19 protein-coding genes are annotated in these 19557 nt (G+C 69.4%); 13 read left to right on the top strand and 6 right to left on the bottom strand.

Annotated elements, in window-relative coordinates:
- The first annotated feature begins 65 nt into the window (after window positions 1-65).
- Window positions 66-524, top strand: a complete 459-nt coding sequence (locus tag Q0Z44_RS13320) for a hypothetical protein (protein WP_298013526.1) — start codon at window positions 66-68, stop codon at window positions 522-524.
- A gap of 21 nt (window positions 525-545) precedes the next feature.
- Here Q0Z44_RS13320 and Q0Z44_RS13315 read toward each other — a convergent pair whose 3' ends face one another.
- Complete coding sequence (locus tag Q0Z44_RS13315) at window positions 546-1472, bottom strand: LysR family transcriptional regulator (RefSeq protein ID WP_298013524.1); 927 nt, start codon at window positions 1470-1472, stop codon at window positions 546-548.
- A gap of 105 nt (window positions 1473-1577) precedes the next feature.
- On the opposite strand from Q0Z44_RS13315, the gene Q0Z44_RS13310 reads away from it, so the two are divergent.
- The 3 genes from Q0Z44_RS13310 to Q0Z44_RS13300 are packed head-to-tail and all read left to right on the top strand — an operon-like array spanning window position 1578 to window position 5114.
- Complete coding sequence (locus Q0Z44_RS13310) at window positions 1578-2927, top strand: aspartate aminotransferase family protein (protein ID WP_298013522.1); 1350 nt, start codon at window positions 1578-1580, stop codon at window positions 2925-2927.
- Between the two features lie 42 nt (window positions 2928-2969).
- On the top strand, window positions 2970-4469 hold the full coding sequence (locus tag Q0Z44_RS13305; RefSeq protein ID WP_298013520.1) for a CoA-acylating methylmalonate-semialdehyde dehydrogenase: 1500 nt from the start codon (window positions 2970-2972) through the stop codon (window positions 4467-4469).
- Window positions 4470-4523: 54 nt separating this feature from the next.
- Window positions 4524-5114: a YigZ family protein gene (locus tag Q0Z44_RS13300; protein WP_298013518.1), complete on the top strand. Its 591-nt coding sequence runs from the start codon at window positions 4524-4526 to the stop codon at window positions 5112-5114.
- A 6-nt stretch (window positions 5115-5120) separates the two neighbouring features.
- Here the strand turns inward: Q0Z44_RS13300 and Q0Z44_RS13295 are convergent, their stop codons facing one another.
- Window positions 5121-5717, bottom strand: coding sequence for an NAD(P)H-dependent oxidoreductase (locus Q0Z44_RS13295; protein ID WP_298013516.1), 597 nt, complete (start codon window positions 5715-5717; stop codon window positions 5121-5123).
- Window positions 5718-5842: 125 nt separating this feature from the next.
- On the opposite strand from Q0Z44_RS13295, the gene Q0Z44_RS13290 reads away from it, so the two are divergent.
- Window positions 5843-7018 (top strand): pyridoxal phosphate-dependent aminotransferase, encoded by a 1176-nt coding sequence (locus Q0Z44_RS13290; RefSeq protein WP_298013514.1) that lies wholly within the window; start codon window positions 5843-5845, stop codon window positions 7016-7018.
- A 4-nt stretch (window positions 7019-7022) separates the two neighbouring features.
- On the opposite strand, the gene Q0Z44_RS13285 is transcribed toward Q0Z44_RS13290, so the two are convergent.
- Both Q0Z44_RS13285 and Q0Z44_RS13280 read right to left on the bottom strand, forming a co-directional pair.
- A complete protein-coding gene (locus tag Q0Z44_RS13285) occupies window positions 7023-8591 on the bottom strand; it encodes a methyl-accepting chemotaxis protein (RefSeq protein ID WP_298013512.1) in 1569 nt (522 codons plus the stop codon).
- A 142-nt stretch (window positions 8592-8733) separates the two neighbouring features.
- Window positions 8734-9714, bottom strand: a complete 981-nt coding sequence (locus tag Q0Z44_RS13280) for a helix-turn-helix domain-containing protein (RefSeq protein ID WP_298013510.1) — start codon at window positions 9712-9714, stop codon at window positions 8734-8736.
- A 381-nt stretch (window positions 9715-10095) separates the two neighbouring features.
- Between Q0Z44_RS13280 and Q0Z44_RS13275 the strand changes: the two genes are divergently transcribed.
- The 5 genes from Q0Z44_RS13275 (at window position 10096) to Q0Z44_RS13255 (ending at window position 14447) form a co-directional block, all read left to right on the top strand.
- Entirely contained in the window at window positions 10096-11607 is a 1512-nt protein-coding gene (locus Q0Z44_RS13275; protein ID WP_298013508.1) for an ATP-binding protein, read from the top strand.
- Window positions 11608-11739: 132 nt separating this feature from the next.
- Entirely contained in the window at window positions 11740-12114 is a 375-nt protein-coding gene (locus Q0Z44_RS13270) for a cupin domain-containing protein (RefSeq protein WP_298013506.1), read from the top strand.
- A 7-nt stretch (window positions 12115-12121) separates the two neighbouring features.
- A complete protein-coding gene (locus Q0Z44_RS13265; RefSeq protein ID WP_298013504.1) occupies window positions 12122-12703 on the top strand; it encodes an NAD(P)H-dependent oxidoreductase in 582 nt (193 codons plus the stop codon).
- Window positions 12700-13125, top strand: coding sequence for a TraR/DksA family transcriptional regulator (locus tag Q0Z44_RS13260; protein ID WP_298013502.1), 426 nt, complete (start codon window positions 12700-12702; stop codon window positions 13123-13125). The genes Q0Z44_RS13265 and Q0Z44_RS13260 overlap by 4 nt, the downstream gene beginning before the upstream one ends.
- A gap of 182 nt (window positions 13126-13307) precedes the next feature.
- Window positions 13308-14447, top strand: coding sequence for an HD domain-containing phosphohydrolase (locus Q0Z44_RS13255; RefSeq protein ID WP_298013500.1), 1140 nt, complete (start codon window positions 13308-13310; stop codon window positions 14445-14447).
- Window positions 14448-14468: 21 nt separating this feature from the next.
- On the opposite strand, the gene Q0Z44_RS13250 is transcribed toward Q0Z44_RS13255, so the two are convergent.
- Entirely contained in the window at window positions 14469-16292 is a 1824-nt protein-coding gene (locus tag Q0Z44_RS13250; RefSeq protein ID WP_298013498.1) for a long-chain fatty acid--CoA ligase, read from the bottom strand.
- A 73-nt stretch (window positions 16293-16365) separates the two neighbouring features.
- A complete protein-coding gene (locus Q0Z44_RS13245) occupies window positions 16366-17676 on the bottom strand; it encodes a lytic murein transglycosylase (protein WP_298013497.1) in 1311 nt (436 codons plus the stop codon).
- Between the two features lie 152 nt (window positions 17677-17828).
- Between Q0Z44_RS13245 and Q0Z44_RS13240 the strand changes: the two genes are divergently transcribed.
- The 3 genes from Q0Z44_RS13240 to Q0Z44_RS13230 all read left to right on the top strand — a co-directional run.
- A complete protein-coding gene (locus Q0Z44_RS13240; RefSeq protein WP_366517626.1) occupies window positions 17829-18368 on the top strand; it encodes an N-acetyltransferase in 540 nt (179 codons plus the stop codon).
- On the top strand, window positions 18365-18850 hold the full coding sequence (locus tag Q0Z44_RS13235; protein WP_298013492.1) for a GNAT family N-acetyltransferase: 486 nt from the start codon (window positions 18365-18367) through the stop codon (window positions 18848-18850). The genes Q0Z44_RS13240 and Q0Z44_RS13235 overlap by 4 nt, the downstream gene beginning before the upstream one ends.
- A 9-nt stretch (window positions 18851-18859) precedes the next feature.
- Window positions 18860-19557: alpha/beta family hydrolase (locus tag Q0Z44_RS13230; RefSeq protein WP_366517624.1), on the top strand; the 698-nt coding region annotated here is incomplete at its 3' end.

The following is a 19557-nucleotide window of genomic DNA, read 5'->3' as shown; positions in this document are numbered from 1 at the left end:
CCTGCGTGTGCGCAGACGGCGTCGACCTGTGCTATCAATGCTGCATCGCAGCACTTTTTTGAGCCATGCCGGTCACCGCCGCACGGCGCATTCAGGTCGCACAGCAGTTCGTCCGCTTCGGATTTGGCGAACACGTCGACGAGAACGCGCCCTTCTATGCCAACGATTTCCTCACCCAGGAACTGACGACCACCGAAGTTCAGGCCGTCCTGTCCATCGTGCCCCGCTTCAATGCGTTTGTCGGGGTGGCGGTAGCCGGGGGCACCGAGCGTTTCCGGGGGCGCATCCGGGGCTGGAAGTTCGGGCGCGACGCGTCCGTGCCCATTCTGGTGGTCACGCTGCCTGACTGGAGCCACCAGGTGGAAGAGCAACCCCTGGGTGCCCCGCTGGGCCGTCCGGTGGACGAAGCCGCGCACGCCGCCCTGGTGGCCGAGCTGAAGGAGACCTTCGAACACCAGCTCGACGCACAGCGCTTCGGCCCGCACCCCAGCTGGGGCAACGCCTACGCGGCTTGGTGGCGCTGAGCGGCGCCGCAGCGCAGGCGCTCATCCGGCCGGGTCGTGGGCCGCACACAGCGCAGCCATGAACGCCTCGGCCACCCGCGAGGGCTGAGCCGCCCGCCGCCGGATCGCCACAAAGCTGACCTCGTACCTGCATTCCGGGTGGTCGATGCGCTGGATCAGGCCGTGCTGCTCGAACGTGGCCGCGTAGTGGTCGGGCAGAAAGCCCAGGTAGCAGCCTGACAGGATCAGCGTGGCAATCGCCTCCTGGTCGCTGGCCACCGCACGCCGCCGCAGCTGAAAGCGGTGGGTCGCGTCCATGTTGGGCGAATGGAAGGTCAGGCCCGCGTAGTCGTAGTCCTGCAGCTCCTGCCAGTCCAGCCGCGCGTGGTCAACACCGAACAGCGGGTGCTGCCGGCCGCAGTACAGGTACATGTGCTCGCCGAACAGGCGCTCGTAGCGCAGGCTGTCCGATCGCCGGTGGTCGGGCACCACCCCCACCTGCAGCCGTCCGTCCATCACGGCGGCCTCGATCTCGCTGAGCGTCGACACCGTCAGCGCCAGCGACACCCCGGGTGCCTGCCGCCGGAAGGCCCGGATCGCCTGGCCGATGCGCGCCTGCGGGTTGGTCACGGTCTTGTCGAACAGACCCACGTGCAGCTCGCCGACCAGCTCGGCGTGCATGTCGCGCACGTCTTCGCGAAAAGCGTCCATCGCGCCCAGCAGGCGCAGCGCCCCGTCGTAGACGCGCTGGCCATCGGCCGTGAGCGCAAAGCCGGCCCGCCCCCGGCGGCACAGCACCAGGTCGAGCCGCGCCTCCAGGTCTTTCAGGTGCCGGCTGATCGTCGAGCGCCCGATGTTGAGCTCCAGCTCGGCTGCAGCCAGCCCGCCGCATTCGACCACCGATCGGAAGATGCGCAGCAGACGCAGTTCGGTGTCCCCCACCTGACCCAGCAAGGCCTTCTTCACCATGAAAGTTTCAATCCTCTGCACGCGAACATCGACACGTGGCAGTTTATTGGAACTGGCGATCTCTTCAGAATCGGCGGCAGACCACACCCTTCCGGACCTGCCGCCATGGACCTCAGCGACCTGCCCTCCTCCGCCACCGCGCTGCCCACCGAGGCCCAGCTTCGGGCGCACTGGATGCCCTACACCGCGAACCGCCAGTTCCGCGAAGACCCGCGGCTGCTCGTCGCCGCCCAGGGCTGCCACTACACCGACGCCACCGGCCGCGCGGTGTTCGACGGCCTGTCGGGCCTGTGGACCTGCGGCCTCGGCCACGGCCGCCGCGAGATCGCCGACGCGGTGAGCCGCCAGCTGGCCACGCTCGACTACGCGCCGGCCTTCCAGTTCGGCCACCCGCTGTCCTTCCAGCTGGCCGAGCGCATCGTGGGCCGGATGCCCGAAGGCCTGAACCACGTCTTCTTCGTCGGCTCGGGCTCGGAGGCCGCCGACACCTCGCTGAAGATGGCACGGGCCTACTGGCGCCTCAAGGGCCAGCCCGGCAAGACGCGCTTCATCGGGCGGCTCAAGGGCTACCACGGCGTCAACTTCGGCGGCATCAGCGTGGGCGGCATCGGCGGCAACCGCAAGCTGTATGGCGAGGCCCTGCACTGCGACCACCTGCCCCACACGCAGCTGCCCGGCAACGCCTTCACCCCCGGCATGCCGGACGACGGTGCCCACCTGGCCGACGAACTGCTGAACCTGATCGCCCTGCATGATGCGTCCAACATCGCGGCCGTCATCGTCGAGCCGTTCTCGGGTTCGGCCGGCGTCATCGTGCCGCCCAAGGGCTACCTGCAGCGCCTGCGCGAACTCTGCACGCAGCACAACATCCTGCTGATCTTCGACGAGGTCATCACGGGCTTCGGGCGCACGGGTGCCTGGACGGGGGCCGAGGCCTTCGGCGTCACGCCCGACATCCTGAACTTTGCCAAGCAGATCACCAACGGCGTGGTGCCGATGGGCGGCGTGGCCGTGCGCAGCGAGGTGCACGACACCTTCATGGCGGCCGGCGGCGCGGCGCACGCCATCGAGTTCCCACACGGGTACACCTACTCGGCGCACCCGGTGGCCTGCGCGGCCGCCCTGGCCACGCTTGACCTGCTCGAGCAGGAAGACGGCCCCGGCCGCGTGCGCGCACTGGCCCCGCATTTCGAGCAGGCCGTGCACGGCCTGAAGGGCAGCCCGCACGTGACCGACATCCGCAACATCGGCCTGGCTGCCGGCTTCACGATCGCCCCGCGCGACGGCGACCCGACGCGCCGCCCGTACGAGATCGCCATGCACTGCTGGCGCCAGGGCTTCTATGTGCGCTTCGGTGGCGACACAATCCAGCTGGCCCCGCCGTTCGTGAGCACGCCGGCCCAGATCGACGACCTGGTGAACGCCCTGGGCGACGCCCTGGCTGCCACCGCCTGATTCCGACTGCCTTCCACCTTGCCCTCAAGACCGAACCCCACCATGCACACCGTCGGACACTTCATCAACGGCCAGCACGTCAACGACCCCAGCGCCCGCACCCAGCCGGTCTTCGACCCGGCCCTGGGCGTGGCGACGCGGCAGGTGGCGCTCGCCTCCACGGCCACCGTGCAATCGGCCATCGCTGCCGCCGAAGCCGCCTTCCCGGCCTGGCGCGAAACGCCGCCGTCCAAGCGCGCGCGCATCATGTTCCGCTTCAAGCAGTTGCTGGAAGAGCGCGCCGAGCAGCTGTGCGCGCTGATCACTGCCGAGCATGGCAAGGTGCTGAGCGATGCGCTGGGCGAGCTGCAGCGCGGCATCGAGAACGTCGAGTTCGCCTGTTATGCGCCCGAGCTGCTCAAGGGCGAGCACAGCAAGAACGTGGGCCCGGCCATCGACTCGTGGAGCGAGTTCCAGCCGCTGGGCGTGGTGGCCGGCATCACGCCGTTCAACTTCCCCGCCATGGTGCCGCTGTGGATGTGGCCGCTGGCCGTCGTGTGCGGCAACACCTTCGTGCTGAAGCCGTCCGAGAAGACACCCTCGTCCACGCTGTTCCTGGCGGAGCTGGCCAAGGAGGCCGGCCTGCCGGACGGCGTGCTGAACATTGTCAACGGCGACAAGGAAGCGGTCGATGCCCTGATCGACAGCCCCGTGGTGCAGGCCATCAGCTTCGTGGGCTCCACGCCGATTGCCGAATCCATCTACACCCGCGGCTGCGCCACCGGCAAGCGCGTGCAGGCGCTGGGCGGCGCCAAGAACCACGCCGTGGTCATGCCCGATGCCGACCTGGACAACGCCGTGTCGGCGCTGATGGGTGCGGCCTATGGCTCATGTGGTGAGCGATGCATGGCCATCCCGGTGGTGGTGGCCGTGGGCGATGCCGTGGGCGACGCCCTGGCCGAGCGCCTGGCCGCGGCCCTGAAGCAGATGAAGGTCGGCCCCGGCACCGAGCCGGGCAACGACATGGGCCCGCTGGTCACGCAGGCGCACTTCGAGAAGGTCAAGGGCTACGTCGACGCGGGCGTGGCCGAAGGCGCCACGCTGGTGGTCGACGGCCGCCAGACCCGCATCGCCAGCGCACCGGAAGGCTTCTTCCTGGGCGGCTGCCTGTTCGACCACGTCAAGCCCGGCATGACGATCTACCGCGACGAGATCTTCGGCCCGGTGCTGAGCATCGTGCGCGTGGGCTCGCTGGACGAGGCCATGGCCCTGATCGACGCCCACGAGTACGGCAACGGCACCTGCCTGTTCACCCGCGACGGCGAGGCCGCGCGCTACTTCACCGACCGCATCAAGGTCGGCATGGTGGGCGTGAACGTGCCGCTGCCGGTGCCCGTGTCCTTCCACAGCTTCGGCGGCTGGAAGCGCTCGCTCTTCGGCGACCTCAGCGCCTACGGCCCCGATGGCGTGCGCTTCTACACCCGCCGCAAGACCATCACCCAGCGCTGGCCCTCGTCGGGCGTGCGCGAGAAGGCCGTCTTCACCTTCCCGAGCAACCAGTAAGGGCCACGGCGCGGCGGGGGCGGCTATGCTTGCGGCCCAGCCCGCCCCGTTGCCATGCCCCTGACCCTTGCCGCCCCCGTCCACAGCGAACTGCTGATCAAGAAGAGCCGCTTCATCGGCTGCGTGCAGGCGGTGCCCGACCGCGCCGCGGCGCAGGCCATCGTGGCCGCACTGTGGGCCGAGCACCCCACCGCCACCCATGTGTGCTGGGCGCTGCTGGCCGGTGGCCAGTCGGCCGCGGTGGACGATGGCGAACCGAGCGGCACGGCGGGCCGCCCCATGCTGGAGGTGCTGCGCCGCCAGGACCTCGAAGGCGTGCTCGCCACGGTGGTGCGTTACTACGGCGGCATCCAGCTGGGCGCGGGCGGCCTGGTGCGCGCCTACACCGACAGCGTGGCCCAGGCGCTGCTGCAGGCCGAGAAGGTGCCGATCCGCCGGCTCACCGCGCTGTGTTGTGAAGCGCCGTATGCGCTGGAAGGCCTGGTGCGCCGCGAGCTCGACGCGGCCGGCGCGCGGCTGCACGACGTGGCCCATGGCGAGGCGGTCGTCTTCCAGTTCAGCGTCATCGAAGAAACCGCGCCCGCCCTGCAGGCCCGCCTGAATGAAGCAGGGCACGGCCGCCTGCGCTGGCCCGACCCGACCTGACCCCCGTCACGCCGAGCGCCTGGCGGCGGCAGCCCCCATGGCGCGCGCCTTGTCCAGCCAGCCGGCCACCTTCTGCGGCGAAGCCGTCTTGACCGGCCCCCACTGCACCACGCTGCGGCAGCGGATGCCGCAAAAGCCCAGCACCTGATTCTTCAACACGCGGCGCCCCGGCAGGCCGAACACCAGCCTGTCCCACAGCGGTGGCGTGTCGGACGTGATGATGACGTCGGCCGTGCGGCCGCTCAGCAGCTTGTCCCACATCAGCCCTTGGGCGCGGTACTTGAAACCGAAGCCGGGCACGAGCGCCCGGTCCAGCACAGCCTTGGCCTGGGCCGGCATGGCACCCCACCAGTAGGGATGGACCCACAGCATGTGGTCACACCAGGTGATGGCTTCCTGCCAGCGCTGCAGGTCGGGCTCGAGCGGCGCGTTGGCGTGGCCATAGCCCGCAAAGCCGCTGGTGTCGAACGCCATGTCGGACAGCTTGAGCACCCGCACCTCGGCGCCCGCTTCCTGTGCACCACCCGCATAGGCCTCGGCCAACCCTTCGGACAACGAGCCCGCCCGTGGATGGGCCGCCCAGACAAACACACGCTGCGCCATGGTCACTCCCCTTTTGTGATGTGCGCCCGGATGCTGCGGCGCCACGCGAGTTATACCGCGCAGCCGCACCCTTACCGCCGAGGGCGGAAAATGGCGCTCTGCCTCTCTTGCTTTTCCTTTCCGCCATGCACGTGTCCCGCCGCGCCCAGTCCATCCAGCCTTTTCTTGCCATGGAGTTCGGCAAGCACGCCGCCGCACTCGAGGCCGCCGGCCACCGGGTGATCAAGCTCAACCTCGGTGAACCGGATTTCGGCGCGCCGCCGGCCGTGCTGGCCGCGCTGCGCGAGGTGGCCGACGGCACGCCGCTGCCCTACACCGGCGCCCTCGGCCTGCCGGCCTTGCGGGAAGCCATTGCAGGCTTCTACCAGACCGCACATGGCGTGGCGGTGGCTCCCGAGCGCATCGTGGTCACGGCCGGAGCGTCGGCCGCGCTGTTGCTGGCCACGGCCGCCCTGGTCGACCCGGGAGACGAGGTTCTGGTGGGCGATCCGTCCTACCCCTGCAACCGGCAGTTCCTCAGCGGCTTCGGCGCCGATGTGCGGCTGGTGCCAACCGACGCGGGCACCCGCTTCCAGCTGGATCTGGCCGCGGTGCAGCGCCACTGGAGTGCCCGCACCCGCGGCCTGATGGTGGCCACACCGTCGAACCCCACCGGCACCTCGGTGCCACCGGACGAACTGGCCGCGATGTGCGCCTGGGCCCGTCAGCACGGCGCCTGGCGCCTGGTCGACGAGATCTACCTGAACCTGAGCGACGCCGATGCCGAAGGCCGCCCGGCGCAGACCGTGCTGGCCGCCGACCCCGATGCCATCGTCATCAACAGCTTCTCGAAGTACTTCGGCATGACGGGCTGGCGCCTGGGCTGGGCCGTCGTGCCCACCGAGCTGGTGCCGGTGATGGAGCGCCTTGCGCAGAACTACTACATCTGCGCCTCGACCCCGGCACAACTCGCCGCACTGGCCTGCTTCACGCCGGAATCGTTGGCGGTGTGCGAGGCCCGCCGTGCCGAGTTCGCTGCGCGTCGCGCGCTGGTGCTCGAAGGCCTCGTCGCAGCGGGCCTGCGCGTGCCGGTGCAACCGGACGGTGCCTTCTACGTCTACATCGACGTCAGCGAGACCGGGCTGGACGCCATGCAGTTCTGCAAACGCGCTTTGCACGAGGCCCATGTGGCCCTGACGCCCGGACACGACTTCGGCCACTGCAGTGCCGCCTCGCACGTGCGGCTGTCGTATGCGGCCTCGCGCGCCGACCTGGAGGAAGGCGTGCAGCGGCTGGCGCGCTTTGTCGCCACGCTGCGCTGAGGCGTCAGTCGCCCACGCGGAACACGCTGACCGCGGCCACCAGCTGCGAGGCCTGCTGACTGAGGCTCTCGGCCGCTGCGGCACTTTCCTCCACCAGCGCGGCGTTCTGCTGGGTGACTTGGTCGAGCTGGCTCATGGCCTGCCCCACCTGGCCGATGCCCGTGTTCTGCTCTTGCGTGGCCGAACTGATCTCGCCAATCAGGTCGCTGACCTGGCGAACCTGGGCCATCACCTCCGCCATGGTGCGGCCGGCCGCTTCCACCAGACCGCTGCCCGACTCGACCTTCTCCACGCTCGAATGGATCAGTGTGCGGATCTCTTTGGCGGCCTGGGCACTGCGCTGCGCCAGGCTGCGCACCTCGCCGGCCACCACCGCAAAGCCCCGGCCCTGCTCTCCGGCCCGCGCGGCTTCCACCGCCGCGTTCAGCGCCAGGATGTTGGTCTGGAAGGCGATGCCGTCGATCACGCCGATGATCTCGGCAATCTGTCTGCTCGAGGCCGTGATGTCCGCCATGGTGCTCACCACGCGCTGCACGGCCTCTCCGCCTTCAGCCGCCACACCGCTGGCTGCCGTGGCGAGGGCCGAGGCTTGGCGTGCGGTCTCGGCATTGGTGGCCACCGTGCCGGTCAGCTGCTCCATCGAGGCCGCCGTCTGCTGAAGATTGCTGGCCTGTTCTTCCGTGCGCTGGCTCAGGTCCAGATTGCCTGTGGCAATCTGACCCGAGGCGGTCGCGATGCTGTCGCTGCTGGTACGCACCTGGCCCACCAGGCGACGCAGCGACTGCTGCATCTCGGCCATGGCCGCCACCACGCTGCCCGGCTGGGCGCGCCGTGTGTCGATCCGGGTGCTCAGGTCGCCTGCAGCGATCGAGCCAGCCAGCGCGGCCACGTCGCCCGGCTCACCGCCCAGCTGGCGGGTCAGCCCGCGCGTCATCAGGACGCCGATGCCCACGCCAATCACCGCCGAGGCGCCCGTCAGCAACAGCATGGTCCACATCACCGAGCGATACACGGCAGTGCCTTCTTCCGCCGCTTCCTGCCCTTGCTTTTCCTTCATGCGCGTCAGTTCCGTCAGGCGCTCGTCGAGCTGGCGGTTGGCTGCCTGAACATCGCGGTCAAGTCGGGCCAGTTCCGCGTCGCGCTGTGCCAGGCGCTCCGGCGTGGCCGCCGCCAGATAGGCTTGCGTCGCCGCCTGCCAGGCTGACACGAGACCGTCAAGTTCACGCAGCATCACCTGCCCCTGGTCTGTGTAGAACCGGGTCCGTGCCTGGCCCAGCCACTGTACGAGGTCGGCCGTGGCCTTGTCGATGGCGGCGCGCGCCGCGGCGCGTTCGACCTCGTTGGTGGCCAGCGCGAGACGGGCCCGCGCGCGCCCCACATAGATCAGGTTGATGTTGGCTTCCTTGACGTAGGAAATGCCGAGCAATTCCTTGTCATACAGCCGGTGGCTATGGTCATTCAGGCGGCCCAGTGCGTGAATGCCGACCGCAGAGCCAATGGCCCCCAGCAGCACCACGGTGAGAAAGCCGGCAATCAGCCGGGTGCCGAGACGGGAATTCGAGAACAGGCCCACGGGCGCTCCTTCCTACTTGAACTGTGATGGCCGCGCATCCAGTGCGGGGCTGAGCTGTTTTCGGCATGTGAACTCACCGGCACTTGTCTGCCGGGCCCACAGCCTTTGCCGACGCGCAACGTGTCAAAACGTTGTCGAACGTTCAGTCTGCCGGGGCGGTGTCATCGAGCGCGAGGCCCGCCCGTCGCCATTGCTGCGGCGTCATGCCGAAACGCGCACGAAACGCGCGGCTGAAATGTGAGGAACTGCCAAAGCCATGCCGCACCGCAATCTCGGTGATGGTGCGCAGGCGATGCTGCTGTGAGCTCAGGTCCGACGCACAGGCCTGCAGACGGCGCTCCAGGATGTAGCGGGCCGCGGTGGTGGCCTCGGCCTTGAACACCCTGTGCAGGTGGGTGGCCGAAATGCCGAGATCCCGCGCGAGAATGCCCACGTTGAGCGCGGGGTCGTGCAGGCGCTGATCGATGGCGTGCTTGATGCGATGCAGGTGGTAGACGGCCAGCGGTCTGCGCACCGGTGCGGCACTCGCCATGCACACGCCCAGCCCCTCCACGATCAGGTCGAAGGCCGCGTGCATCAGCGCCTCTTCGGCCGACTTGTCGAGATCACCGTGCACGCCGCACACCTCGTCCACCAGGGGCTGCAGACAGCGCCGCATCCAGGCCAGTTGTTCCCCGAGCGGTCGGCACAGCAGCCGGTCGATGTCCGGCATGACGCGCCGTGTTCGGTGTCCCGGCAGCTTGAACTGGGCCGAGCAAAAAGGCCCCTGGCTGTGAAATGCAAAAGATCGCGCGTTGGTCCAGACCGTCACATCGCCGGGCTGCAGCGCGAGTTCGCGGTCCAGTTGGCGGATCGTGGTGACGCCCTCGAGCTGCATGGCGACGTAATACGCCACCTGTTCGTCGTGGGCGGTGTGCCCCTCGACACTGCTGGCCTGCATGGGCGCGCTGCGGATCACGGACGCTTCCATCCCTGGTACGACACAGTGGCGCACAGTGCCCCGGTAGGTCTCCGGGTCTTCCGGGCTGACACGGCACTGGGCATACAGCGAACACAGCACGTCGGCCCAGAAGGCGGGGCGGCTGTCGGGGGGCACGCTCGCGGTGTCGAACACGATCCTCACGGGTCGGCATCCTCTTGTTGTGTGGGTCCGCACGCCATGACGTGGCATCGCCCGGCGTCACCCGGCAAGTGCTGAACCCGAGGATAGCGGGCGTACCGCTGCCTTTGAACAGCAGGGTCATCGCGGCCGCTCTGATGGAAGGCTCATGAATTGAGCCACTCGAACACGATGAGGGAATTCGGTCAGCCGGGCACGACGGTTGCCTAACGAGTCCTTGGTCCCGTTTTCGACGTGTGTCCGCAAGTAGCATACGCAACGGTGTCTGTCCACGCCATGTTTGCAGCGTGCTCGGCCATTCCGGCTCGGGCGAGGCTCCCTATACTGAGTTCTCGTTCACTCTCAGCACCACGCGGCACGCCGTCGTCGGGATGCTGCCCCCTCATGCCCCTGACCAGCAGTCCCTGGACCGTGGTGGCACCGGCCCTCGTCGTGGTGCTGGTGTGCATGGCCGCACCGGTGACGCTGCTGCGCCGCCCCGACCCCCTCGGCCACAGCGAGCCTCAGCGCCTGACCCGCCACGTCGCGGCGGGCAGCTTCGCACTGGGGTCCGCCGTGCTGGCGGGCGCCGCCGCGTACTGGCTGCACAGCGATGCCCCCACAGGCTACATCGGCCCGCTGTTGGGCCTGGCTCACCTGCTGGTGGCCGTGGTGGTGTGGCGCCTGCTGGCCAGCGCCCATGAAGCCCGGCACGTGCTGCGCGCGGTGCATCGGCAGCTGGAAGCCGAACAGGCTGCACGCCGGGAAGGCGATGCCGAGGCCGCGCGCCGCCTTGCCGAGCTGGAGCGCCGTGCGCAGGACGACCGCGCCGAGCTGGAGGTGATCTACAGCACCGCCCCGGTCGGCCTGTGCGTGCTCGACCGCGAGTTGCGCTGGCGGCGCATCAACCGCCATCTGGCCGACATCAACGGCCTGCCGCCCGAGGTGCACATCGGCCGGAGCGTGCGCGAACTGCTGCCCACCGTGGCCGATCAGGCCGAGAAGATCCTGCGTCGCGTCATCGAGACCGGCGAGGCCGTGCAGAACGTACAGATACAGGGCGAAACCCCGGCCGGCCCCGGACGCGCCCGGCAGTGGGTGGAACACTTCACCCCCTTGCGGGACACGACGGGCGAAGTCGTCGGCGTCAACGTCGTGTGTCAGGAGATCACCGAGCAGGCCAACACGGAAATCGCCCTGCGCGAAGCGGATCGCCACAAGGACGAGTTCCTGGCCATGCTGGCGCACGAACTGCGCAACCCGCTGGCGCCGATGCGCAATGGCCTGGAGATCCTTCACCGTGTGCCGGGCGACAGCCCCATTGCCGCCCGCACGCGCGACATGATGGGTCGCCAGATCACCCACATGGTCCGGCTGATCGACGACCTGCTCGACGTGTCGCGCATTCGGCAAGGCAAGCTGAGCCTGCAACGCAGGCCGGTTCCGGTGCGCGAGGTGATCGACGCCGCGCTCGAAGCCAGCCAGCCCCTGATGGACGGCGCACAGCACCGCCTGACCGTCAGCCTGCCCGGCGAGCCGCTCGTGGTCGATGCCGACCCCACCCGGCTGGCGCAGGTCCTGTCCAATCTGCTGAACAACGCCGCCAAATACACACCGGACGGCGGGCAGATCCACCTTTCGGTCGATGCACAGGGTGACGAGGTCCGCGTGCGCATCGCCGACAACGGCGTGGGCATCCCACCCGGCATGCTGCCCCATGTGTTCGACCTCTTCACGCAGGTCGGGCACCACGCCCAGCGGGCCCAAGGCGGGCTGGGCATCGGCCTGTCGCTGGCACGGCGGCTGGTCACGCTCCACGGCGGGTGTCTTCGGGCCGAAAGCGCAGGGCCCGATCAGGGCAGCACCTTCACCATCACCCTGCCGCGCGTGACGCACGCCGCGGGCGTGTCGTGTTGAGCGGCCTGCGACAGGCAGCAAGGTTTACGCAGCCGGCAAAAGCTGCCTGCCCGCGGGCAAGCCATCCGCGCATCCCGCCGGGCACAGCCTTTGCCGCCCCTCCGGAACTCCATCCTGTCCGGTTTGTTCACCATGGCCCTGCCCCACGCCCAACTGCTCGACACCGTCGACGTCTCCCCGCTGGGTGACCAGCTCGCCGAAGCGCGCAGCACCAGCCTGATCAAGACCTCGCGCGTGCAACTGCTGCACCTCGTGTTCGACGAGCGGCAGGACCAGCCCACGCACCACGTGGCCGACGAGAGCATCGTGCACTGCCTGGAAGGCCGCGTGGAACTCGTCTACCCCGGCGGCGTGCGCGCGCTCACCGCCGGCCAGCTGGTCGTGCTGCCGGCCGGGCAGGCGCATGGCCTGCGCGCCCGCAGCCGCAGCGCCGTGCTGGTGACGCTGCTGCTTCAGGATGGCGATGCCGGCAATGCGGGCGGCAGCAACGCCACCGCCACACAGTGAGGTTCCCATGACGACACCCTGCAAGATCGCCGTGCTGGTCGGCAGCCTCCGCCAGGCCTCCTGGAGTCGGCGGGTGGCCCATGCGATCGCCGCCCTCGCGCCCCCCACCCTTCAGTTCGATGAACTCGACATCGGGCAGCTGGCCTTCTACAACGAAGACAGCGAAGCCAAGCCGCCGCCCGAGTGGGTGCGCTTTCGCGACCAGGTGCGCGCCAGCCAGGCGGTGCTCTTCGTCACACCGGAGTACAACCGCTCGGTGCCCGCGGTGCTGAAGAATGCCCTGGATGTGGGCTCGCGGCCTTACGGCCACAGCGTCTGGGCGCACCGGCCGGCCGCGGTGATCAGTGCCTCACCCGGGGCCGTCGGCGGCTTCGGTGCCCACCATCACCTGCGGCAGGTGCTCACCGCGCTCGACATGCCCACCCTGGCCCACCCCGAGCTGTACATCGGCGGCGTGCACCGCCTGTTCGACGAGGCGGGTGCCTTGAACAACGATGACACCCGTGCCCTGTTGCAGCGCTTTCTGGACCGATTCGAGGCCTGGATCGACGCCAACGCCCCCCGACACCACGCGGAGCCCCACGCATGACCCCACAGGACGACACGCCTCTGAACGAGGCCGAGCTGCAGGCCTTCGAGGCGAAGCTGGACGACCGCCAGAACGCGCTGCACGACGAGGTGCGCACGGTTCAGGAGGCCAACGAGGCAGACCGGGACGGCTTTGCCGGCGTTCCGCCCGACATGGTGGACCTGGCCGAGCACCGCCGCGGCGAAGACATGCGGCATGCCGAACGCGAGCGCGACGAACTCGAGCTGGTCGAGATTGCGCAGGCCCGTCAGCGCCTCACCGACGGACGCTTTGGCGAGTGTGTGGATTGCGGCGAAGCGATCGGGCGGGCACGGCTGGAGGCTCAACCCTGGGCAGCCCGCTGCATCCCCTGCCAGGAGCGTCATGAACGCACCCACGGCTCGGCGGTGCCGACGGTGGCCACCGGCGCGGACAATCGCTGAGTCCGGCGTCGCTCCCCGCCCTGACACGGCAGGCGCCCGTCTGCAAGCGGCCCACGGCAGATCAGGTGCAGAAAACGTGCACTTCTCCGCGGACAGGGCTGGCGCGAGAGGCCTATCCTTGCAGGATCACCCACCCACCGTGATCCAACCCGCCCCGGCTTGCCGAGGCACGCGCCTCTCCGATGACCCAGCGGCATGCCATTCTCGTGATCGACGACAGCGCGGAGGACCGCGCGCTGATCCAGGCGGCGCTGAGGCCACACCACGATGTCGTCTGCGCGGACACCGGTGAACGTGGCCTGGCGCTCGCCACCACGGCGCCGCCACCCGATCTGATCCTGCTCGACATCCTGATGCCCGGGATGGACGGCCATGCGGTCTGCCAGCGGCTGAAGACCGACGCGCGCACACGGGACGTGCCGGTGATCCTGCTGTCCACCGGCAGCACAGCGGAAGAGGAAGGAGTCGGGCTGGAACGGGGCGCGGCAGACCACCTTGCCAAGCCGCTGAATGTGCCGACCTTGCTCGCCCGCGTGCGCACGCACCTGGCCCTGCACGCCGCCGCCACGTTCCTGCACGACCGCGAGGCCTACCTCGAGCAGGAAGTGGTCCGCCGCACGCGCTCGCTGTCGCTCGCCCAGGACGTCGCGATCATGTCGCTGACCTCGCTGGCCGAAACGCGCGATGCCGACACGGGCAACCACATCCGCCGCACGCAGAACTACGTGCGCGCGCTGGCCCGCAAGCTGTCTTCGCACCCACGGTATGCGGCCGAACTCAACTCGGCCCGCGTCGAGCTGATCTTCAAGGCCGCCCCGCTGCACGACATCGGCAAGGTTGCCATCCCGGACCGCGTGCTCCTCAAGCGCGGCAAGCTCGAGCCCGACGAGTTCGAGATCATGAAGCGCCACGCCGTGCTCGGTCGCGATGCCATCGCCCAGGCGGCCAGCCTGCTGGGCAGTGACGCGCCCTTTCTGGAAGTGGCGCAGCAGATCGCCCACGCGCACCATGAAAAGTGGGATGGCAGCGGCTATCCGCAGGGCCTGCGCGGCGACGCCATCCCCCTGCCCGCGCGGCTCATGGCCGTGGCCGATGTCTACGACGCGCTGATCAGCCGCCGCGTCTACAAGGACGCGATGCCGCACGAGCAGGCGCTCGAGATCCTGCGCCTGTCCGCCGGGCGCCACTTCGATCCTGACGTGGTGCAGGCCTTCCTCGACATTGAGGACACCATCCACACCATCGCGCTGACCTATGCCGACTCGGATGCCGACCTGGCCCGCAAGCGGGCCTACCTCAGCGAGGCCCAGCCGGAAAGCTGAACGCCTGCGGGCTGGCGCCGCTCAGCGGCGCGCGTAGATGCTGTCGACGTCGGCCTCGTGGTGCCGCATCAGCGCCGGGCGCTTGAGCTTGAGCGTGGGCGTCATCAGGCCCGCGTCGATCGTCCATGGGTTGACGAACAGCCGCACCTGCTTGGGCACGGCATAGGACGGGAAGCTGCTGACCTGCTTGACGATGCGGCGCAGCGCCAGCTGGCGTGCGGCATCCGAATCCAGTGCATCGGGCGGGATGCCGGCGGCGCGGGCGGCCTGCTGCCACACGGTCGGCTCGACCACCGCCAGCACGCCCAGGAAGGGCCGCTGCTCGCCGATCACCAGCACCTGCGCGAACAGCGGATCGCCCTGGATGGCGAGTTCGAGATCCGACGGGGCGATCTTTTCGCCGGTCGAGGTAACGATGATGTCCTTGATGCGGCCCACGATGTAGAGCCGGCCGTCGGTGAGGCGCGCCTGATCGCCGGTGTGCAGCCAGCCATCGGCCTCGAGCACGCGCTGTGTGTCTTCGGGGCGCTTCCAGTAGCCCTGCATCACCGTGGGGCCGGCCACCAGCAGCTCGTTGCTCTCGCCGATGCGCACCTGCACGCCCGGCAACGGGCGCCCCACCGAGGCCGGGTCGTTGTCATCGGGCGTGTTGCAGCTCACCACCGGCGAGGTTTCGGTCATGCCGTAGCCTTGCAGCAGCGTCAGGCCCAGGCCGAGGTAAAAGCGCGCCACCGAATCCCCCAGCGGGGCGCCCCCCGCGATGGCCATGCGCAGCCGTCCACCAAAGGCGCCCAGCACCTTCTGCGCCACCAGCGGCTGCAGCACCTGCCAGGCCAGCCCGTCCAGAAGGCCCACCTTGCCGCGCCCCTGCGAAGCCTGGAAACGCCGCCAGCCCACGCGCTCGGCGGCCTTCATCAGGCCCTGCTTCCAGTTCGGCTGCTGGTGCATCGCTTCCTGCACCTTGGTGTGAATGCGCTCGTAGATGCGCGGCACCGACACCAGCACCGTCGGGCGCACCTGCAACAGGTCTTCCTGCAGCAGGGCCACCGAACGGGCATAGACCACCGTGGCCCCGGCCGCGATGGGCAGGTAATAGCCCACCGTGCGCTCGAACGTGTGCGACAGGGGCAGGAAGGACAGCAGCACATCCTGGCTCGTGACAACAAAACGCTGCAGCACGGCCTTGATGTTGGCCACCACGTTGCCGTGCGTCAGCATCACGCCCTTGGGCTTGCCGGTGGTGCCCGAGGTGTAGACGATGGCGGCCAGCGTGTCGGCCGTCGGCGCGGGCGCATCGGAAGACTGTGCGGCACCGGCGCCCGCTGTCAGCCAGGTCTCGCGGGGCACCACGGCAGCCGGTTGCTGCGCGGCCGTGGCCGCGGCGGGGGCGTCGGCCTGCTGCACAACCACCTGCTTCAACGCACCCAGATGCAGTCCGGCGCCCGCAATCGACTGCCAGCGCGAGGTCGTGTCCACCAGCAGCAACTCGGCATCGCTGTCGCTCAGGATGTAGGCCACGCTTTGCGGGTTGTCCACCGCGTGCATGGGCACCGGCACCAGGCCGAGCGACAGCGCCGCCAGATCCATGCAGACGTGGTCCAGGCCGTTGGGCACCAGGATGCCAACGCGCGCCCCAACCGACAGGCCGCTCGCAACCAGCGCCGTACGCCAGCGCGCCACCTGCCGGCGGGTTTCGCCCCAGCTCCAGCTTACCCAGCCGCCCGCCTGGGCGTCGTGCTGCCGGTAGGCCTCGGCATCGGGGGTGACGGCGGCGCGCCAGGCAAGCAGGTCGGCCAGCGTGTGGACGTGGGCCAGGTCGGACAGGGTGATCGGTGCAGTAGACATCAGCGTGAGCATTCAAAGAGCAACCTGCAAGCCTACACAGTCGCCGCACGCCGAAACGACGGGAAGTTGACGATCACGGTGCCTGCTGAACGCGCTGCAGCATGTCGGGCGTCGGATGGCCGTCGGCCGGCAGGCCCTCCCGGCGCTGAAACGCCCGCAGCGCCGCGCGCGTGGCCGGACCGAACTGCCCGTCGGGCGTGCCGCTGTCGTGACCCAGCCGGTTCAGCCCCGTCTGTAGCGCCTGAATTTCGGAGCGAGTCAGCGCACGCTGCTCGCGCGGCCAGGCCGCCTGCACGCCCGGCCCGCCGGCAATGCGCTGCGAGAGCAGGGCCACCGCCAGCGCATAGCTGGTGGCATTGTTGTAGCGCAGCAGGGCGCGGTAGTTGCGCCCCACGTGGAACGCCGGCCCCTGCACGCCCGCGGGCAGGAGGATGGCGGCATCGGCCATGTCGGGCAGCGCCGCGCCATTCACGCCCTGCACGCCTTCAGCGGCCCACTGCGCGGCGCCCTGGCGCACGGTCATGTCGGCGCGGGCCGGATCAAAGCCCTCCGGCAGCCGCACCTCGGCCCCCCAGGGCTCATCGGCCCGCCAGCCCGCACGCGCCAGGAAGTTGGCGGTCGAAGCCAGCACATCCGGCATGCTGCCCCAGATGTCGCGCCGCCCGTCGCCGTCCGCGTCAACGGCAAAGGCCAGGAAGGACGACGGCATGAACTGCGTCTGCCCCATCGCCCCCGCCCACGAACCCACCATGTGGGCGCGGTCGATGTCGCGGTTCTGCAGGATCTTCAAGGCCGCCATCAGTTCGGCGCGTGCCCAGGCCTCACGCCGCCCCTCGAAGCCCAGCGTGGCCAGCGCGTCCACCACCGGCACATCACCGTAGTTGCGCCCATAGTTGCTCTCGATGCCCCACACCGCGGTCAGCACCGGCGCCGGCACGCCATGGCGGGCGGCCGCCGCCTCGGCCTCGGTGCGCAACTCGGCCAGCTTCTGCTGGCCGGTGGCCACGCGCTGGGGCGACACCGCCGCATCCAGGTAGTCCCACAGCGTGCGCGTGAACTCGGGCTGGCTGCGGTCGGCCTCGACCGCGCGCGGCCGCAGCCGCACGGTGTCGAATGCGGCACTCAGCGTGGCCTCGTCGATGCCGGCGGCGCGGGCCGATTCACGAAAGCGGGCCACCCACTCGGCAAAGCGCTGCTCGGCGGATGCCGGCGTGACGGGCGGTGTGGCGTTCGGCTCGGCAACCGATGGTGCAGGTGCCGGCGCGGGCGCGGGGTCCGGCATTGCCTGCCCCGTGGGCGCACGTGAGGCACAGCCCACCAGCGCCAGCACGGCGCCAGCCAGCACGGTGAGCCGGCGAACAGGGAGGAGAGAGGGAAAGCGCATGGGTATACGGTTGATCGATGTCAGACGCGAGCAAGCACGATACCTGCAGATGGCCGAGGGGGCTCACCGGCGCGCACACCGCCCATCGGCTGTCCTATATTGATGACTGACCTTTGCGGTGCTCACCGCCCACTTTCATCACCATGAAACCCATCACCCTGCGCGATGAAACGCCGGCCGACGTCGGTGCCATCCACGACATCACCGTGGCCGCCTTTGCGCCGCTCGAACTCAGCGGCCACACCGAGCAATTCGTGGTGCAGGCGCTGCGCGCCGCCCACGCGCTCCCCGTCTCGCTGGTGGCCGAGGTCGACGGCCAGCCGGTCGGGCACATTGCGTTCTCGCCCGTCACGCTGTCGGACGGCACGCCCGACTGGTACGGCATGGGGCCCGTGTCCGTGCTGCCCGCGCATCAGCGTCAGGGCATCGGGAAGGCCTTGATCCATGAAGGGCTCGCTCGACTGAAGGCACTGCACGCGCGCGGCTGCTGCCTGGTCGGCCACCCCGGCTATTACCGGCGGTTCGGTTTCGAGAACGCGCCAGACCTGTCGCTCGACGGGGTGCCGCCCGACGTTCTCTTCGCGTTGTCCTTCGAGGGGCGCCTGCCGCGCGGCACCGTCACCTTCCACCCGGCCTTCATGGCCACAGGCCCCGCTTCGGAAATCAGCGAGGACGGGAGGACCGCAGCTTGAACGTTCGCCCCTTTCGCCCCGGTGATGAAGTCGCCATCTGCGACATCTACAACCCCTACATCACCGGCAGCACCGCCACCTTCGAAGAAGTGCCGCTGCAACCCGCGCAGATGCGCGAGCGGATCGACCATTACCGGGCGCACCACCCCTGGCTGGTGTGCGAAGACCAAGGCCTGATCGTGGGCTACAGCTACGCCCGGCCCTACCACGAACGCGCCGCCTACCGGCACACCGTGGAAGTGTCCGTCTACATCCGGCAGGGACACGGGCGGCGCGGCATCGGCCGGCTGCTTTACGCGCCGCTGATCGACCAGCTCCAGGCCAGCGGCTGCCACGCCTTGCTGGCGGTGATCTCGCTGCCGAACGAAGCCAGCGTGGCCCTGCACGAGTCGCTCGGCTTCGTGAAAGTGGGGCACCTGCGCGAAGTGGGCCGCAAGTTCGACCGCTGGCTCGACATCGGTCACTGGCAGCGTCTGCTCTGACACTGCGGCATGCCCGTGCTCCCAGCCATGCAGCTCACCCGCGTGCGGGACTTCCATGTCCAGCACCTGGGCCCGCTCGACGGCCGACCGGTGCTCGTGGTGGTGGGCCGCCAGAACCAGATGCGCCGCTCGGAGCCCATCGACCTGATCGCCGCCCGGCTGCATGGCCCGGACCTGACCGTGTGCTGGCACGAGCGACCCGGCGTCCTGCACGCTCGCCTTCGCGATCAGGCCCTGGTGGCCGCCGAACGCGCCTGGCTCGACGACCTGACCGCCCGTCAGCCCGTGGCCGGCTGGGTGGCTCGCAAGGCCCTGCGACTGAGACTCAAACTGCGCTACCCCAAGCGCCATGGCTGGGTGTTCCGGCGCCACGCGCTCGACACCCTGCCCACGCCCGCCGAACTGGCCGACTTCGCGCGCCACCTGCCTGCACGCCGCGTGTTCCTGCTCGGGCACTCTGCCGGGGGACGCATTGCCACGCTGGCGCAGGCGGGGCGCGCCGTGCACGGGCTGGTGTGCCTCGGCTACCCCTTCCGGCATCCCGAGATGCCGGAGGAGCCGTACCGCACGGCGCACCTCGCCTCGCTCACCAAGCCCTGCCTGATCCTGCAGGGTGAGCGCGATGACTATGGCAACGCCGCCGATGCCGCACGCTATGCGCTCTCGCCCGCCATCGTGGTGGAGTCGGTCGACACCGACCACGACTG

The organism is uncultured Aquabacterium sp. (genome assembly GCF_947366995.1).
GTDB lineage: Bacteria > Pseudomonadota > Gammaproteobacteria > Burkholderiales > Burkholderiaceae_C > Aquabacterium.
The sequence above is the reverse complement of the archived record's forward strand: the minus strand, read 5'-3'. Positions and strand labels throughout refer to the sequence as shown.

What these genes read in the sequence shown, in the direction of transcription:
- Q0Z44_RS13300 (WP_298013518.1), top strand. Translation starts at nt 4,524, where the DNA reads ATGCCCCTGACCCTTGCCGCCCCCGTCCACAGCGAACTGCTGATCAAG.
- Q0Z44_RS13260 (WP_298013502.1), top strand. Translation starts at nt 12,700, where the DNA reads ATGACCCCACAGGACGACACGCCTCTGAACGAGGCCGAGCTGCAGGCC.
- Q0Z44_RS13315 (WP_298013524.1), bottom strand. Translation starts at nt 1,472, where the DNA reads ATGGTGAAGAAGGCCTTGCTGGGTCAGGTGGGGGACACCGAACTGCGT.
- Q0Z44_RS13270 (WP_298013506.1), top strand. Translation starts at nt 11,740, where the DNA reads ATGGCCCTGCCCCACGCCCAACTGCTCGACACCGTCGACGTCTCCCCG.
- Q0Z44_RS13295 (WP_298013516.1), bottom strand. Translation starts at nt 5,717, where the DNA reads ATGGCGCAGCGTGTGTTTGTCTGGGCGGCCCATCCACGGGCGGGCTCG.
- Q0Z44_RS13310 (WP_298013522.1), top strand. Translation starts at nt 1,578, where the DNA reads ATGGACCTCAGCGACCTGCCCTCCTCCGCCACCGCGCTGCCCACCGAG.
- Q0Z44_RS13255 (WP_298013500.1), top strand. Translation starts at nt 13,308, where the DNA reads ATGACCCAGCGGCATGCCATTCTCGTGATCGACGACAGCGCGGAGGAC.
- Q0Z44_RS13320 (WP_298013526.1), top strand. Translation starts at nt 66, where the DNA reads ATGCCGGTCACCGCCGCACGGCGCATTCAGGTCGCACAGCAGTTCGTC.
- Q0Z44_RS13290 (WP_298013514.1), top strand. Translation starts at nt 5,843, where the DNA reads ATGCACGTGTCCCGCCGCGCCCAGTCCATCCAGCCTTTTCTTGCCATG.
- Q0Z44_RS13275 (WP_298013508.1), top strand. Translation starts at nt 10,096, where the DNA reads ATGCCCCTGACCAGCAGTCCCTGGACCGTGGTGGCACCGGCCCTCGTC.
- Q0Z44_RS13245 (WP_298013497.1), bottom strand. Translation starts at nt 17,676, where the DNA reads ATGCGCTTTCCCTCTCTCCTCCCTGTTCGCCGGCTCACCGTGCTGGCT.
- Q0Z44_RS13305 (WP_298013520.1), top strand. Translation starts at nt 2,970, where the DNA reads ATGCACACCGTCGGACACTTCATCAACGGCCAGCACGTCAACGACCCC.
- Q0Z44_RS13250 (WP_298013498.1), bottom strand. Translation starts at nt 16,292, where the DNA reads ATGTCTACTGCACCGATCACCCTGTCCGACCTGGCCCACGTCCACACG.
- Q0Z44_RS13265 (WP_298013504.1), top strand. Translation starts at nt 12,122, where the DNA reads ATGACGACACCCTGCAAGATCGCCGTGCTGGTCGGCAGCCTCCGCCAG.